The organism is Megasphaera micronuciformis F0359 (assembly GCF_000165735.1).
GTDB lineage: Bacteria > Bacillota > Negativicutes > Veillonellales > Megasphaeraceae > Megasphaera > Megasphaera micronuciformis.
This window is the reverse complement of sequence record NZ_GL538208.1, coordinates 488,094-502,372: the sequence shown is the minus strand read 5'-3', so window position 1 is coordinate 502,372 and position 14,279 is coordinate 488,094. Positions and strand designations below refer to the sequence as shown.

The following is a 14,279-nucleotide window of genomic DNA, read 5'->3' as shown; positions in this document are numbered from 1 at the left end:
AGGTAACTCCTCCTCTTACTTCTTAATACCGTATAACACGATGCGCATACATTCTTCCATATACTTCGGATAGGAATAGTATTTATCGTCTTCAAGTTCATCCAAATGATTCAAAATATTGGTGGCCGCACCCATAAGCATATGCAACAAAGCAAGAACATAAAAGTCTTTATACTCATCCGACTGTTCTACGTCTTGCAAAAAGTTTAATAATAAATCCCAGTCTCTTTTGCTTGCCTCTGCCAATTCGGCGGCGATTTCCGGCATTTTTCTCAAGATGGCTTCATATTGGCGGAGCGAAAGAATTTCGACCATTTCGGATCGCGCGTCAAAATAGGTGAGCAATTTCTCCTCCACCGTCTTACTTTCATCCTCAATTAGCTTTACGTGGTGTGTATATAAATCATTCATAACTGAAAGAATGGCATTTTTAACAATTTCCTGTTTGGATGAAAAATTCTCATATAAGGTTCTCTTACTGATATGCAGACGACGAGCCAAATCATCCATATGAAATGCGGGGCCGCGTTGATTCAATTCTTCAAGAGCGACACGCAAAACATGGGTACGAATATCTTTCTCCATATAAACTCCTCGTTAAGTTAAAAATTATAAATAAAACCGGTATTGAAAACCCAGTACCATCTATCAGTTTAATACATACATACTTTATAAGTCAAGTCGTGAAGCGGAAATCCCCATATTAAAACAGGCTTATCTGTATATGTATTCTTTGAGTCTTTCCAACGGCAGTACCTTGCAAACGAAGGTACCGACGACCGCCCCCGTTACGGTACTCGGTAAAAAGGCAACGACGAAGAAAAACCAAGCCGCACCGGCAGACCCGAGTATGTAAGATCCTATCGGCCAGGAAATGAGACCTCCGATAATACCCGTACCTACTACTTCCCCTATAGCCGCCGCATACACACTACCCGTACGTTTATACATAAAGGCTGACAAAAAGGCACCGCACATACTGCCCGGATAGGCCAATACCGTTCCCATGCCCAAAATATTACGCAATGTTGAAATACAAAAAGCCGCAGCCGTTCCGTAACGACATCCCAAAATAACGGCGGCCATAACATTTAATGCATGTTGTACGGGAAATATTTTCGCCGCTCCGACAGGTACCGATAAAGGGGACAATAAGACTCCCAGCGCAACCAACAAAGCGGCTACGGCCAAGCGGGTCAAGGGCCTTCTATTATTCATAGTCTTTCACTACCCTTCCGTCCAAAATATAAATATCTTTATGCAACTCAAAAACGCAATCACATAATCGTTGTCTTAAAGTTCCCGGTCCCGTTCGAGGATCTCTGTTTACAACCATTTCACTCGCCAGGCCTAAAGAGAGAATGCCCCCTACAGCCGCTGTAAAAGCATCCGTTACGGAAGCAAAAGCGGCAATGAGAGCCGTCGTCATACACCCCGTGCCGGTAACAAAAGGTAGCAACGGGCTGCCGTTATGACAAGACACGGTCCGCTTTCCGTCGGAGATAATATCCACAGCGCCCGTAACAGCAACGACAGTCCCCAGTTTCCGGCTGAATTCGCTTACTTCTTCACCGGTAAGTTGTACCTTGCCGCTATTATCCACGCCCGCGCCTTGAATAAGTTTCCCCGTTGCCAAGCTAGTTATTTCATCACCATTACCACGAATCACGGCCATGTGTCCCGCTTCAAGCAATTTACCGGCTGCATTGGCACGGCTTTCCATACTGCCGGCACCGACCGGATCGAGTACCATGGGGACTCCGTGATCGGTACCTATGGCCGCCACCTTTTCCATAATCTTAAGCCGTTCATCGTCAAGGGTTCCTAAGTTTAATACGGCCCCTTTGGCCCGCGTAATCACTTCTTTCGCTTCTATCGGTCTTGTCGCCATGATAGGCTTGGCTCCTAATGCTAAAGTAATATTCGCACAGTCAGTAGCCGTAACATAATTTGTGATTTCGTGAATCAGCGGTTTCCGTCGCCGTATATCGCACAGGGCCAGTCCGACTTCCTTTAATAAGGTCTCCATATCAAGCCTCTTCCTGTACTTTTACTTTGACAATTATCTTACGGACGGCTGCTCCCCTACCGTCAGGAGCACATAAACACCGATGCCCGTCTGTAGGATAAAAAACGGCAAAAGTTTTGCGTCTTTCCATCACTACGGAAAGGTCATTTTCAAGGGACGGGCTGAAAAAACGTGCATCTTGCGCCGAACGATCTTCTGTCACCTCGCCCAAACGACACAAAGGCTGCCATCCTATACATTCACTTCCGTCAACGAGTACCTGAATATCTATATACCGACTATGACATTCCGTCTTACATTTATCTGCCGGTGCCGTCATACTCTCATCAACATTCATATAGTTGCCGTTACCCAAATCATGTCTGCCCGTTTCAATCGTATCGAAATCCACATGAGCCAACATTTCGATAAACGGTCTTATATGTGCGGGTACATACTGTGCATCTTTCTCCCATTGATCCAGATTGCCGAGAAACATAGTATCTCCTCCTAATTTTATATGTACTTCCGTCCCGTTTTACGTAGAGCTTACTTATCCCATTTCACTATCTTCTTCCATTTCCGCACCGGCTCTTTCAAACAGAGCATCGGCAAATTGAGCCGCATCAAAGGGCTGTAAGTCGTCCGCACCTTCACCGACACCGACCCAGCGAACAGGTACACCGAGTATCCGTTTTATAGACAATACGATACCGCCCTTAGCCGTTCCGTCTAATTTCGTCAAGACTACGCCTGTAAGAGGAACTACTTCACCGAATAACTTAGCTTGACTGACGGCATTTTGCCCTGTCGTCGCATCCAGTACCAATAAGGTTTCATGCGGAGCCCCTTCAACATTTTTAGCAGCTACACGGGCCATCTTCCGCAACTCTTCCATCAAGTTATTTTTCGTATGCAACCGCCCCGCCGTATCTACGAGGAGTATGTCCGCATGACGGGCTTTGGCGGAAGCCGTAGCATCGTAAACCACCGCCGCCGCATCAGCGCCTTCTCGGTGCTTAATGATAGGTACTCCTACACGTTGCGCCCAAATAGTCAGCTGATCGGAGGCGGCAGCCCGGAAGGTATCTCCGGCGGCAATCATGACGGACTTACCGTGTTCCGTATAGTATTTTGCAAGTTTACCGATAGTTGTCGTCTTACCGACACCGTTTACACCGACTATAAAAATGACCTTCGTCCCTTCCATATCTTGTTCCGGCTCATCGTTTTCTTCCAATAATTTTACAACGACCTTTTCCAAATACGGTACAACATCGCTTCCGTCTTTAATCTCCTTTGACTTTACGCCCTCTCGAATCTGTTCCAGTAAATAATCGGTCGTTTCAATACCTATGTCGCCTGTGAGCATAACCGCTTCCAAGTCATCGTACATTTCGTCGTCTATGTTTGCATACCCCAGAACAACCGTTTCAATACCTGTAAATAAGGATTTCTTCGTTTTTTCCAGACTGTCTTTTAATTTTGAAAAAAAGCCCATTCCTTAAGTTCCTTTCTCTATGAATTCATCAACTTGGACCGTGATCAACTTCGATACCCCTTTTTCCTCCATTGTTACGCCTTGCAGGGTATTAGCCGCTTCCATGGATTTACGTCGATGTGTGATAACAATAAACTGCGTATCACCGCTGTAATTTTTCAAATACCTGGCCATTCGATCTACATTAGCCTCATCCAGAGCCGCATCAACTTCATCGACCAGACAAAACGGAGCCGGCCGATAAGCCAGGAAAGCTAATAACAGTGCAATAACCGTAAGTGCCCGTTCACCGCCGGACAATAAGGTTAAAGACTGGGCCTTTTTTCCGGGAGGTTGAATTAAAAAGTCGATGCCGCTGGTCAATATGTTGTGAGTGTCGTTCAACAATATCTTAGCCGTACCGCCGCCGAAAAGTCGTGAAAAGATTTGTTGAAAGTAACCTCCGATTTCATTGAAGGCTTGCTCAAACTGCATAGACATGGCCTTATCGATTTCTGCTACTATCGCTTCCAATTTTCCTTGCGATTCAGCAAGGTCACGACTCTGTTGCTCATAAAGTTCAGCTTTGGCAGCCACTTCTCTATACTCTTCATCCGCATTGGGATTGACCGTACCGAGTTCAGCTATACGGTTTTTTAAAGAGCGGACCGTTTCTTGCAATTCTCGCAAAGAACCTTCTTGTTTACGAGCTTCCGCTTCTTCACGTGTCAATCCCTGGTCGGTTAATTTTTCAGTACATCTTGAAATCTCACTACCGTATTTTTCAATTTGAATATCGGCACGACTTATTTGCTGCCGGTAATGTTCTTTTTCTTCTCGTAAAAGCTTAAGTTCCTCGTCAGCCGCCTGTCCCTTACTGAAATTCGCTTCTCTGGCCTGATAAAAAGCATTCTTGTCAGCCTCTTTGGCAATAACGGCCTTTTCCTTTTCAACCAGTAACGTTTCATCAACACGCCGCTGCCGACTTAATGACTCAATCTGCTCTTTTACTTCGTCAAGCTTACGGCTCAGCCCTTTTTCCTGTGCCCCCAGCTCTTCCAGACGTCCAATCTGTTCTTGCCTGCTTTCCTGTAAATGTGCAATTAGTTCTGTAAGCTTGGCCGCTTCTATACGCCGTTCTGTCAAAGAGGTGCCTATATAGTCCGTATTTTCCCGAGCTTTTAACACTTGCTGTTTCAGATCTTCAATGATTGAGGTGTTTTCTTTTTCCTCATAAGCGGACAAGCGCTCTTGTGCCTTTACCAGAAGGTTCTGTATTTCCGAACGAACCTCATTCAGGCGTTGCTCCCCTGCCGCTTCATTACGAATTTCATCCTTTATTTGCTCGTAATCAGCTGCACTTTTCTGTAGTTGCCATTCACAGCGCCTCAAAACCTCTGTCGTTTCATTAAACTTTCTCGTAAGTAAGGTTACCGCCGTACTCCGTTCATTAAAAATTCTCGTGGCTGTCGCTACTTCCGACGATATATTTTGCAATACATCTTCTTTTTTTCTTAAGTCGCAAGCCGTTTTCTCAATAACCTGCTTGCGTCCCGTTACGGAAGACATGGCTCGGGCAGAACTGCCGCCGGTAAGGGAGCCGCCTACGTTAAAGACGGTTCCGTCTAAACAAACGATACGTATGCAATTTCTATATTTTCTTGCTACTTCCGACGCTCTGTCAACCGACTCGGCAATCAAGGTTTTTTCCAACAAAGAAGAAAAAACGGATTCATAGACGGCATCATACGAGACAAGGGACTTTGCCGTTCCTATAATTCCTTCTTCAGCAAGGGCTGCCTCTTCATCCTTGCCTAAATGTCTGGAACGAACCGTATCAACCGGTAAAAAGGTAGCCCTTCCCGCCTTAATCCGCTTTAAAAAGGTCACGGCCTCTTTTGCCGCTTTTTCCGAGGTAACGACAATATGTCTGGACGCTCCGCCCAGAGCCGTGTCTATAGCCGTCATATATTCTTCAGGAATTCGGCAAAGATTTCCGGCAATACCGCAAACAGATGAACTCCACGGCTCCTTGGACTGAAGGACTGTCTTGACAGCACGTCCCAATCCTTCGCCATCACGTTCCAAGCCCTCCAACAGGTGCAATTTCTGACGCAGTGCATCACACTCGCTCTTTAAGACCCCTTCTTGTTTCGCCGTTTCGTCTAACGATTTTTTTAAAGACTCAAGCTCCTCACTTGCCGTCCGAAGCTTATCTTGAAGAGACTTTTCATTTATTCGAACTTGCCCTATCTCGGCTTCCAAGTCGAGGTGATGCCGTTCCAGTTCTTTTTTACGCTCCTCAACTCGTTCAATTCTTTCTTTTAACTCTCCGGACCGTTCTATATTTTCCGTTAATCGACGTTTAAAATCCTCGACATCTCGATGTAAAGCATACTGCTTTTCTTTGCGTAATTGTACCGCTTTTTCCTCTGACCGCAAAGATTCTTGAATCGCCTCGGCCTGCGTCGTCGCCTCAAGCATCAATTTTTCCGTAAGTGTTACACTTTGCACTGCCGCTTTTTCTTCTGCTCGACCGGATTCCAATCGGGAAGTCAATTCCGAAATTCGTGCGGATACCTTTTCTTTACGAATGCTTATATCTTGAAGATCCGATTTTACAGTCTCTATAATACGTCGATTATCTTCGACTTGAAGGTCATACCGTTCCAACCTTTCTCGCAACCTGTCCGCTTCACTTTTAGCCGCTCCGGCGGCCTCATTTAAAGCCTGCATGCGAGCACCTTCCGCCTCAATAGAAGCCATGACGCGTTGACGTTCCCGCTCTTTTGCTTCTATCTGTTTTTCTACATTACGATCTGCAAAAAAAGCTTGCTGACGAATATTTTCCGCCTTAGACAACAGTCTTTCAAAGTTTTTTAACTCTTGTAAGGTCAAGGTTCCCTCATAGGCCCGTCGTTCTTCATCTAAAAGACGGAAAGAGCGTAATTTTTCCACTTGTCTCGTCAAGGGTTCCAACCGTTCTTCCAGCAAAACGGTCATATCGTGAATGCGCTCCAAATTGGCCTTAGTCTCGCAAATTTTCTTCAACCCTTCTTCTTTACGTCCCTTAAACCGACTGATTCCGGCAACTTCTTCAAAAATAATCCGCCGTTCTTCAGGCCGGCTATTTAGAATACGATCAACTCTATTTTGCCCGATAACGGCCATAGAGTCCTGTCCTATACCCGTATCGGCAAAAAGATTATGAATATCCTTTAAGCGACAATGTCTTTTATTAATATAAAATTCACTGTCACCGGAACGAAAATAGCGGCGAGTAACAACGACTTCCCTAAATTCCGTGTCCAACGTCTTATCGGAATTATCGAAATACAAGGATACTTCTGCAACCCCCTGAGGTCGTCGCGTATCCGTACCGGAAAAAATGATGTCTTCCGCTCGCTGTCCGCGTAACTGACGCACATTCTGTTCACCCATGACCCAACGGACGGCATCGGAAATATTACTTTTCCCGCTGCCGTTAGGTCCGACAATGGCGGTAATACCCTTGTCAAAGGTCAATGTCGTTTTATCTGCGAATGACTTGAATCCCCGCAATTCCATCTTCGTCAGTTGCACGTTACAATTCCTTTCCGTCTACCTCATAAAGATTGTATATGTAACAAAAGTGGACGCATAAGTCGCCCATTTCTTATCTTGAGTCAATTGCATCCCTTAAAAAAATTGAATGCTACATATATATAACCTATTATATTATATAGCAAAACCTCTCCCCTGTCTTTAAAAAATCCTTTGAAACGGCTTGTAAATCTTTGTTCTTTCCTCTTGACTTGTCTCGTCCCGTGTGATTATATTAGTTTGAGTTTATGTGCACCTGAAGTCGCAACGAGGGGAGGTATACGGCATGCTGGAAGTATTCAAACATAATAACGGCCACTTGGAAGATGATTTATCTATCGCTACGGCCGAAAAAGGCTCTTGGATTAATGTTGTGAACCCCGACTCGGACGACCTGCAAATTGTTTCTATGGTCACGGAAATTCCTACAGACGTACTGAAAATGGCCCTGGATACGGAAGAACGTTCTCGTGTGGAAATCGAGGATGACTACGTGTTCGTCGTCATCAATATTCCTATTATTCTGGAAACGGACAGTTATGACACTTTGCCTCTCGGGGTCTTTATTACACCTGATTTTATCGTAACTGTCTGCCTGCAGGAAACGGATGTTATGAAAGCCTTTACACAGAACAAGTATCCTTTATTTTATACTTTTAAAAAGACTCGTTTCCTCTTTCAAATACTCTTTCGCACGGCCACTCTTTTCTTGCGTTACTTACAACAAATTAACCATCGCACGGACGACATTGAATCCATTTTGCGTCATTCCATGCGTAACCGTGAATTCTTCATGCTCCTTGAATTACAGAAATCTTTGACCTTCTTTGCATCCGCTCTGCGAGGTAACGGAGCTGTCATGGAAAAGCTTTTGAGGTTGAGACGAAATCAATCGCTCCACCATCTTTTAAAGCTTTATGAAGAAGATGAAGATTTACTGGAAGATGTTATTATCGAAAATAAACAGGCCATCGAAATGGTGGAAATGTACTCCAACATTCTCATGAATATGTCCGATACCTTCGCCTCCATTATTTCGAACAATCTGAACATAGTAATGAAGTTTTTGGCCTCCATTACCATTATTTTATCTGTACCGACAACTATTTTCAGCCTCTGGGGCGTCAACGTTCCCCTTCCTTTCCAAGAAAATGAATGGGGATTTTTCCTGGTTATTACGATTGCCATGATTTGTTCCGCCGTAGCCGTAGCCCTCTTGTGGATGAAAAAATTATTTTAGAGCGAAACACAAAGACCTCCTTACCGACGGTAAGGAGGTCTTCTTTTCTATATTTTTTTCTACAGAGTATCCCGGCTAAAACCTACCATAGATTTAACGGGCTCAAAACTTTTTCGGTGAATGGGACAAGGTCCGTATTGTGCAATAGCATCTTTATGAGTCTGCGTCAAATATCCCTTATGTTCGGCAAATCCGTACCGGGGATATTGTCGATCATATTCTTCCATAATACGATCTCTCGTAACTTTGGCTATAATCGAGGCTGCCGCAATAGATTGGCTTTGTGCATCGCCACCGACAATAGACTCATGGTAGATTTCCAAATCCGGTAAAGGCATAGCATCAATTAAAACGGCTTGAGGGGAAATATCCAAAGTCTTAACCGCTGTGTACATCGCTCGTTGCGTAGCGTGATAAATATCGTAACGATCAATATCTGCTTCCGAGAAATTTATGCATGACACAGCTATAGCTTCATTCATAATCGTGTCAAATAACTCTTCTCTTCTTTTATGTGATACTTTTTTGCTGTCATTAAGACCGTAAATAAGCGGCCGAATCGGTAAAATAACCGCAGCAATCGTTACGGGACCGGCTACGGGACCGCGCCCCGCCTCATCAATGCCTGCAATATAACGATATCCTTTTGCATACAGTTTTTCCTCATAGCGGAGCATTCCCTTTAATCGGGCTTTTTCTTTTCTTATTCTTTCCCGTCTTTTTCTGTACGCAGCTGCAGCCGTTTGGACTCCTTTACGATGATCCTCATCCATGGCCTGTAATAAAGGCTGTATATGTTCGCCTTCCGTTTCCAGTAACATGCGAATTTCTTCTAAAGAAAGGGTTTGTATATCAACCATCCTGTTTCTCCGCAAATTCTTCAGGCATATCCAGAGAAATAGGCCCTATATGACCTTCTCTGAAATCTTTTATAATAAGTTTATATGTTTTTTCCATGTCAATACGATTGCCCGGCAAAACAGCACCGCGATTTCTCCCGATGCGCTCAATAGTTTTATACGGGTCTTCATCTATTTCGGACAGTTTAAAACGTTTCTTCAATGCCTCACTATATCTTACCGATAAGGTGGTAATCAAATCGGCGACAACTTCTTCCATATCGTATACCGTATCCGATATAGCTCCTGTGGCGGCCAAACGTCTGGCACACTTTTGTTCCTCCAACTTAGGCCATAAGACACCCGGGGTATCAAGTAAGTCCAAATTATCTGCCAAGTGAACCCATTGCTTGCCTTTAGTTTCACCCGGCTTATCAGCTGTTTTAGTAGCATTGCGACCGGCCAGACGATTGATCAAAGTCGATTTTCCTACATTGGGAATACCTAGAATAATTGTCCGGACAGAGCGACTTTTTAATCCCTTGGCACGCCACTTTACAAGCTTCGGTTCCGCCAGCTTTCGCACCGCTTGTACCAACTGCTTAATTCCCTTGCCGTCCTTACTGTTTAAGGCCATCACCATGCGTCCCTGCTCTTTATAATAAGCCGTCCACAGCTTAAGAATTTCCGTGTCTGCCAAATCGGCTTTATTCATGACGACAATCGACGGTTTCTGTCCCAAAAGTTGCCCTATCATAGGGTTGGTACTGCTCATGGGTATACGTGCATCGACCAACTCGATAGCCACGTCAATAATTTTCAGATTTCCTTCTATCAGTCGTCTGGCCTTAGCCATATGACCGGGATACCAGTTAATAATCACGGTTTTTCCCCCTTCTACACTACAAGTACACCTATTGTACGGTAAAAGACCTGCGTAAGTAAAGATGCCATACGCTACGGGCTGCATACAAAAAGAGAACCGACCTTAAGGACGGCTCTCTTTTTGTATAATCTTAACCCTTACGGCTTTCGGATAATTCTTGAATATGTGCGATGAATTCATCAACATTACGGCTGCCCAAATCGCCTTGCGAACGATCACGAACGGAAACGGTTTGTTCCTGTACTTCTTTTTCGCCGATAACACACATATACGGAACTTTTTCCATTTGTGCCTTACGGATTTTATAGCCGATTTTTTCATTGCTTTCATCAAGTTCTACTCGAATACCGGCTTTTTTGAACTTCTTGCGAAGTTCTACTGCATAGTCCATTTGCTTTTCCGAGATAGGCAAAATCTTTACCTGTGTCGGAGCCAACCACACGGGGAATGCCCCTGCATAGTGTTCAATTAAGATGCCGATGAAGCGTTCAATACTTCCGAAGCAAGCACGATGAACCATGACGGGACGATGCTTCTGACCGTCTTCACCTACATAGGTCATATCAAAGCGTTCCGGCATGAGCATATCGAGCTGAATAGTACCGCATTGCCAGGTACGGCCGATAGAATCCTTAACATGGAAGTCAAGTTTCGGACCGTAGAATGCGCCGTCGCCTTCGTTGATCTGATAGGGTACGCCTTTTTCTTCAATGGCTTCCTTCAAGGTTTGCGTTGCTAAATCCCAGATTTCATCGCTACCCATAGAATTTTCCGGGCGAGTAGACAACTCTACATGGTACGGTAAACCGAACATCTTATAAGCTTCATCGAATAAATCAAGAACGCCTGTAATTTCTTTCTTCATCTGTGACGGCAGCATAAAGATATGAGCGTCGTCCTGAGTAAAGCTGCGAACACGGAAAAGACCGTGCAATGCACCGTGTAATTCATGACGATGAACCAAGCCTAATTCAGCAGTACGCATGGGAAAATCGCGATAGGAATGAACATTGCTCTTATAAACCAGGATACCGCCCGGGCAGTTCATAGGCTTAATAGCATACGGTTCATCGTCAATAGTTGTAAAATACATATTTTCCCGATAATGATCCCAATGCCCCGACTGTTCCCATAATTGACGATTTAAAATAATCGGCGTACTGATTTGGTCATATTCATAACGGTCATGAAGTTCATTCCAGAACTTAAGCAAAGTCTGACGTAAGAGCATTCCCTTCGGGTGAAAGAAGGGGAATCCGGGACCTTCTTCATGAAAGCTGAACAAATCCATTTCCTTGCCCAGTTTACGGTGGTCACGGCGTTCAGCTTCTTCACGCAGTTTCAAGTATTCATCGAGAGATGACTGCTTGTCAAAAGCGGTGCCGTAAATACGCTGCAACATCTTATTTTTTTCATCGCCGCGCCAGTAAGCACCGGCAACAGATAAAAGTTTAAAAGCCTTAACCTGACCGGTTGTCATTACATGAGGACCGGCACAAAGGTCATAGAAGTCACCTTGGCGATATACAGAAATAGTTGCATCTTCCGGTAAATCTTTGATCAATTCCACCTTGTAAATTTCGTTTTCTTTTTCAAACATGGCCAAAGCTTCGGCTCTGGAAACTTCTTCATAGGTAACGGGGAGATTCTCTTTTACAATTTTATGCATTTCCGCTTCAATAGCCGCAAAATCATCTTTCGTAAAACGATGTTCCGTATCGAAATCGTAATAGAAGCCGTTTTCAATAGCCGGGCCGATTGCTACTTTTACATCTTTAAACAAACGACGCACAGCCTGTGCCATAATATGTGAGGCCGTATGACGCAATGCGTCCTTACCTTCTTGAGATTCAAACGTAAGAAATTCTACAGTCGAACCGTCTTTAACGGGTCGGCGCAAATCCGTAACTTCTCCGTCCACCTTAGCTACCAGTACCTTTTTGGCAAGGCTGTTGCTCAATTGTGCAACGGCATCTCCCAAAGAACAGCCGTCCGCGAATTCTCTTTTGGCTCCGTCTTGTAAAATAATTTCTGCCATTCTTCACATCTCCTTTAAAAATAAACATGACCTCTCATCCCAAGGGACGTAGAGGTCATGATCACGCGGTTCCACCCTAATTACCGAATACAATCTCGGTATCTTTTATTGCTGTAACGGTGCAACCGTATCTGTTTCAACAGTAGGCTCCGAGGCGGTAACGGTCATACGCTCATAGAATGCTCTCACCGATTGCATTCCTCTCTGCATAAGCGGTTCACATGCCGTCGTGTCCTCATCACGGCTTTAATATATATCTTTGATATGACGTCATTATAAGACTATCATTTTTTACTGTCAAGATAAAAAATTAAAAAAGCGGATCTCATGATCCGCTTTCTTTTTAATTATTCGGCATAAGCCGTTACTTCCACTTCAACAGATGCACCTTTAGGCAACTCCGCTACGGCTACACACGAACGAGCAGGGAGGTTATTTTTAAAATATTCTCCGTATACGGCATTTACGGCACCGAAATAGGACATATTCGTAATATATACAGTTGTTTTTACGACATTATCGTATGTCATGCCGGCAGCTTCCAATAATGCTCCTACATTTTTCATGCACTGCGTTGCTTCAGCCGTAACTCCGCCTCCAACGAGTTTCCCCGTTTCCGGATTGAGAGCTATTTGGCCGGATGCAAATAAAATATTACCGGCTTTAATGCCTTGCGAATACGGTCCTACAGCACCGGGGGCCTTATCGGTTTTAATTACGTTTACTGCCATATAAAACACTCTCCTTTTAATGTTTTTATTTATTATATCAAAGGAATTTAACCTTCGCTACCGTTGTTAGCCCCTTTTTCCTGTAAATTACCGTGTATATCATACTCTTTCTTATTCAAGCCGCAAATAAAGTAAAAAACGGTAATAACTGCCATATAAACCCATGAAGAAATAAGGGACATACGCGTATCTTCGTTAAACCACATACCGATAGTAACAAGGACGAGAAAGGCAATACAAAACCAGTTCGCATAAGGATACAGGGGAGACTTGAACTTATGGGCATCCATTGCCTCTTTACCCCAGTAAGCACGAAATCTCTTCTGCGAATAGGCCAGAACAAACCAGGCTATCATACCGGGAAATACGGAAGCACTGTATAGGTACAGGAACAGCTTTGAATCGGGAATCAGGTAGTTCAAAATAACGCCGAAAATCAAAAATCCTATAGTGACACCGATACCCACGCGAGGCACTCCGGACTTGGAAAGTCGCATAAAAATTTTCGGTGCCTGACCGTTTTTTGCCAACGTATATAACATACGGCCGGAACTGTACAAGCCGGAATTGCATCCTGACAGAGCTGCCGTAAGGACTACAAAGTTGATCAGGCCGGCTGCAGCCGTAATTCCCACCTTACCGAAAGTCATAACAAAGGGGCTTCCTATAAAACTTACCTGATTCCAAGGATAAATACAGAGAATGATAAAAATGGAACCGATATAAAAGATAAGTATGCGCCAAACAATACTTTTCGTCGCCTTACGTAAAGTTTCCTTCGGTTCCTGTGCTTCTCCGGCCGTAATCCCTACAAGTTCAACACCTTGAAAGGCCGCCGCTACTACGCACATGGCTGCCAACATGCCACCAAAACCGTTAGGCATAAAACCGCCATTAACCCAAAGATTATCTATCCCTACGGGCACTCCTTCATTACCGAAGCCGAAGATAATAACGGCCGCACCGACGAAAAGCATAACAACGATGGTCGTAACCTTAATAAATGCGAACCAAAATTCAAATTCACCATAATACTTAACGGCTGCTAAATTGGCTATAGCAACAATGAGCATACCTACAAAAGCTGAAATCCATTGCGGTATATCGGGAAACCAATAGTGTACATAAATCCCTACTGCCGTAATTTCCGACAGACCGATGACAACCCACATGAACCAATAGCTCCAAGCTGTGAGATACCCCACATAGGGGCTGATATACTTATGCCCGTATGTGGCAAAGGACCCGGTTACCGGTTCCTGATACAACATTTCGCCCATAATGCGCATAATAAAGAACATAACCACGCCGGTCAATGCATAGCACAATAATACGGCCGGACCGGCCATCATAATCGTATTGGCCGATCCCATAAAAAGGCCTACGCCGATAGTTCCGCCAAGGGCAATCATTTCAACATGACGAGGCTTTAAGCCCCTTTGCATCTCTTCTCTTTCCATTTGTGACACCGCCTG

General features: G+C 44.3%; 12 protein-coding genes. 1 reads left to right on the top strand and 11 read right to left on the bottom strand.

Annotation, left to right across the window (positions count from 1 at the left end):
- Positions 1–15: 15 nt before the first annotated feature.
- The 6 genes from HMPREF9429_RS06105 to smc all read right to left on the bottom strand — a co-directional run bounded on the left by HMPREF9429_RS06105 (position 16) and on the right by smc (position 7,070).
- Positions 16–585, bottom strand: coding sequence for a TetR/AcrR family transcriptional regulator (locus HMPREF9429_RS06105; protein WP_006942421.1), 570 nt, complete (start codon positions 583–585; stop codon positions 16–18).
- Between the two features lie 129 nt (positions 586–714).
- On the bottom strand, positions 715–1,218 hold the full coding sequence (gene thiW, locus HMPREF9429_RS06100) for an energy coupling factor transporter S component ThiW (protein WP_006942419.1): 504 nt from the start codon (positions 1,216–1,218) through the stop codon (positions 715–717).
- The gene (thiM, locus tag HMPREF9429_RS06095) at positions 1,211–2,029 is read right to left on the bottom strand and encodes a hydroxyethylthiazole kinase (RefSeq protein ID WP_006942418.1); all 819 of its coding nucleotides are present in this window, start codon (positions 2,027–2,029) and stop codon (positions 1,211–1,213) included. The genes thiW and thiM overlap by 8 nt, the downstream gene beginning before the upstream one ends.
- A 1-nt stretch (position 2,030) precedes the next feature.
- Complete coding sequence (locus tag HMPREF9429_RS06090; protein ID WP_006942417.1) at positions 2,031–2,507, bottom strand: YhcH/YjgK/YiaL family protein; 477 nt, start codon at positions 2,505–2,507, stop codon at positions 2,031–2,033.
- 54 nt (positions 2,508–2,561) lie between these two features.
- Entirely contained in the window at positions 2,562–3,509 is a 948-nt protein-coding gene (gene ftsY / locus HMPREF9429_RS06085) for a signal recognition particle-docking protein FtsY (protein ID WP_006942416.1), read from the bottom strand.
- 3 nt (positions 3,510–3,512) lie between these two features.
- Complete coding sequence (gene smc / locus HMPREF9429_RS06080) at positions 3,513–7,070, bottom strand: chromosome segregation protein SMC (protein ID WP_040773998.1); 3,558 nt, start codon at positions 7,068–7,070, stop codon at positions 3,513–3,515.
- Between the two features lie 286 nt (positions 7,071–7,356).
- Between smc and HMPREF9429_RS06075 the strand changes: the two genes are divergently transcribed.
- The gene (locus tag HMPREF9429_RS06075) at positions 7,357–8,310 is read left to right on the top strand and encodes a magnesium transporter CorA family protein (RefSeq protein ID WP_006942414.1); all 954 of its coding nucleotides are present in this window, start codon (positions 7,357–7,359) and stop codon (positions 8,308–8,310) included.
- A gap of 59 nt (positions 8,311–8,369) precedes the next feature.
- On the opposite strand, the gene HMPREF9429_RS06070 is transcribed toward HMPREF9429_RS06075, so the two are convergent.
- The 5 genes from HMPREF9429_RS06070 to HMPREF9429_RS06050 all read right to left on the bottom strand — a co-directional run bounded on the left by HMPREF9429_RS06070 (position 8,370) and on the right by HMPREF9429_RS06050 (position 14,264).
- Positions 8,370–9,170, bottom strand: a complete 801-nt coding sequence (locus tag HMPREF9429_RS06070) for a ribonuclease HII (protein WP_006942413.1) — start codon at positions 9,168–9,170, stop codon at positions 8,370–8,372.
- Positions 9,163–10,032 carry a ribosome biogenesis GTPase YlqF gene (gene ylqF / locus HMPREF9429_RS06065; protein WP_040773996.1) on the bottom strand — a complete coding sequence of 290 codons (870 nt, stop codon included), beginning with the start codon at positions 10,030–10,032 and terminating at the stop codon, positions 9,163–9,165. Before ylqF ends, HMPREF9429_RS06070 begins: the two co-directional genes overlap by 8 nt.
- Before the next feature lie 133 nt (positions 10,033–10,165).
- The gene (gene thrS, locus HMPREF9429_RS06060) at positions 10,166–12,073 is read right to left on the bottom strand and encodes a threonine--tRNA ligase (RefSeq protein WP_006942411.1); all 1,908 of its coding nucleotides are present in this window, start codon (positions 12,071–12,073) and stop codon (positions 10,166–10,168) included.
- A gap of 347 nt (positions 12,074–12,420) precedes the next feature.
- The gene (locus HMPREF9429_RS06055; RefSeq protein WP_006942410.1) at positions 12,421–12,804 is read right to left on the bottom strand and encodes a RidA family protein; all 384 of its coding nucleotides are present in this window, start codon (positions 12,802–12,804) and stop codon (positions 12,421–12,423) included.
- A 47-nt stretch (positions 12,805–12,851) separates the two neighbouring features.
- Positions 12,852–14,264, bottom strand: a complete 1,413-nt coding sequence (locus HMPREF9429_RS06050; RefSeq protein WP_040773993.1) for an amino acid permease — start codon at positions 14,262–14,264, stop codon at positions 12,852–12,854.
- Positions 14,265–14,279 lie beyond the last annotated feature (15 nt).

Bases quoted from the DNA above. Each gene is read 5' to 3' on its own strand.
- HMPREF9429_RS06105 (WP_006942421.1), bottom strand. From the start codon at position 585: ATGGAGAAAGATATTCGTACCCATGTTTTGCGTGTCGCTCTTGAAGAA.
- thiW (WP_006942419.1), bottom strand. From the start codon at position 1,218: ATGAATAATAGAAGGCCCTTGACCCGCTTGGCCGTAGCCGCTTTGTTG.
- thiM (WP_006942418.1), bottom strand. From the start codon at position 2,029: ATGGAGACCTTATTAAAGGAAGTCGGACTGGCCCTGTGCGATATACGG.
- HMPREF9429_RS06090 (WP_006942417.1), bottom strand. From the start codon at position 2,507: ATGTTTCTCGGCAATCTGGATCAATGGGAGAAAGATGCACAGTATGTA.
- ftsY (WP_006942416.1), bottom strand. From the start codon at position 3,509: ATGGGCTTTTTTTCAAAATTAAAAGACAGTCTGGAAAAAACGAAGAAA.
- HMPREF9429_RS06075 (WP_006942414.1), top strand. From the start codon at position 7,357: ATGCTGGAAGTATTCAAACATAATAACGGCCACTTGGAAGATGATTTA.
- HMPREF9429_RS06070 (WP_006942413.1), bottom strand. From the start codon at position 9,170: ATGGTTGATATACAAACCCTTTCTTTAGAAGAAATTCGCATGTTACTG.
- thrS (WP_006942411.1), bottom strand. From the start codon at position 12,073: ATGGCAGAAATTATTTTACAAGACGGAGCCAAAAGAGAATTCGCGGAC.
- HMPREF9429_RS06055 (WP_006942410.1), bottom strand. From the start codon at position 12,804: ATGGCAGTAAACGTAATTAAAACCGATAAGGCCCCCGGTGCTGTAGGA.
- HMPREF9429_RS06050 (WP_040773993.1), bottom strand. From the start codon at position 14,264: ATGGAAAGAGAAGAGATGCAAAGGGGCTTAAAGCCTCGTCATGTTGAA.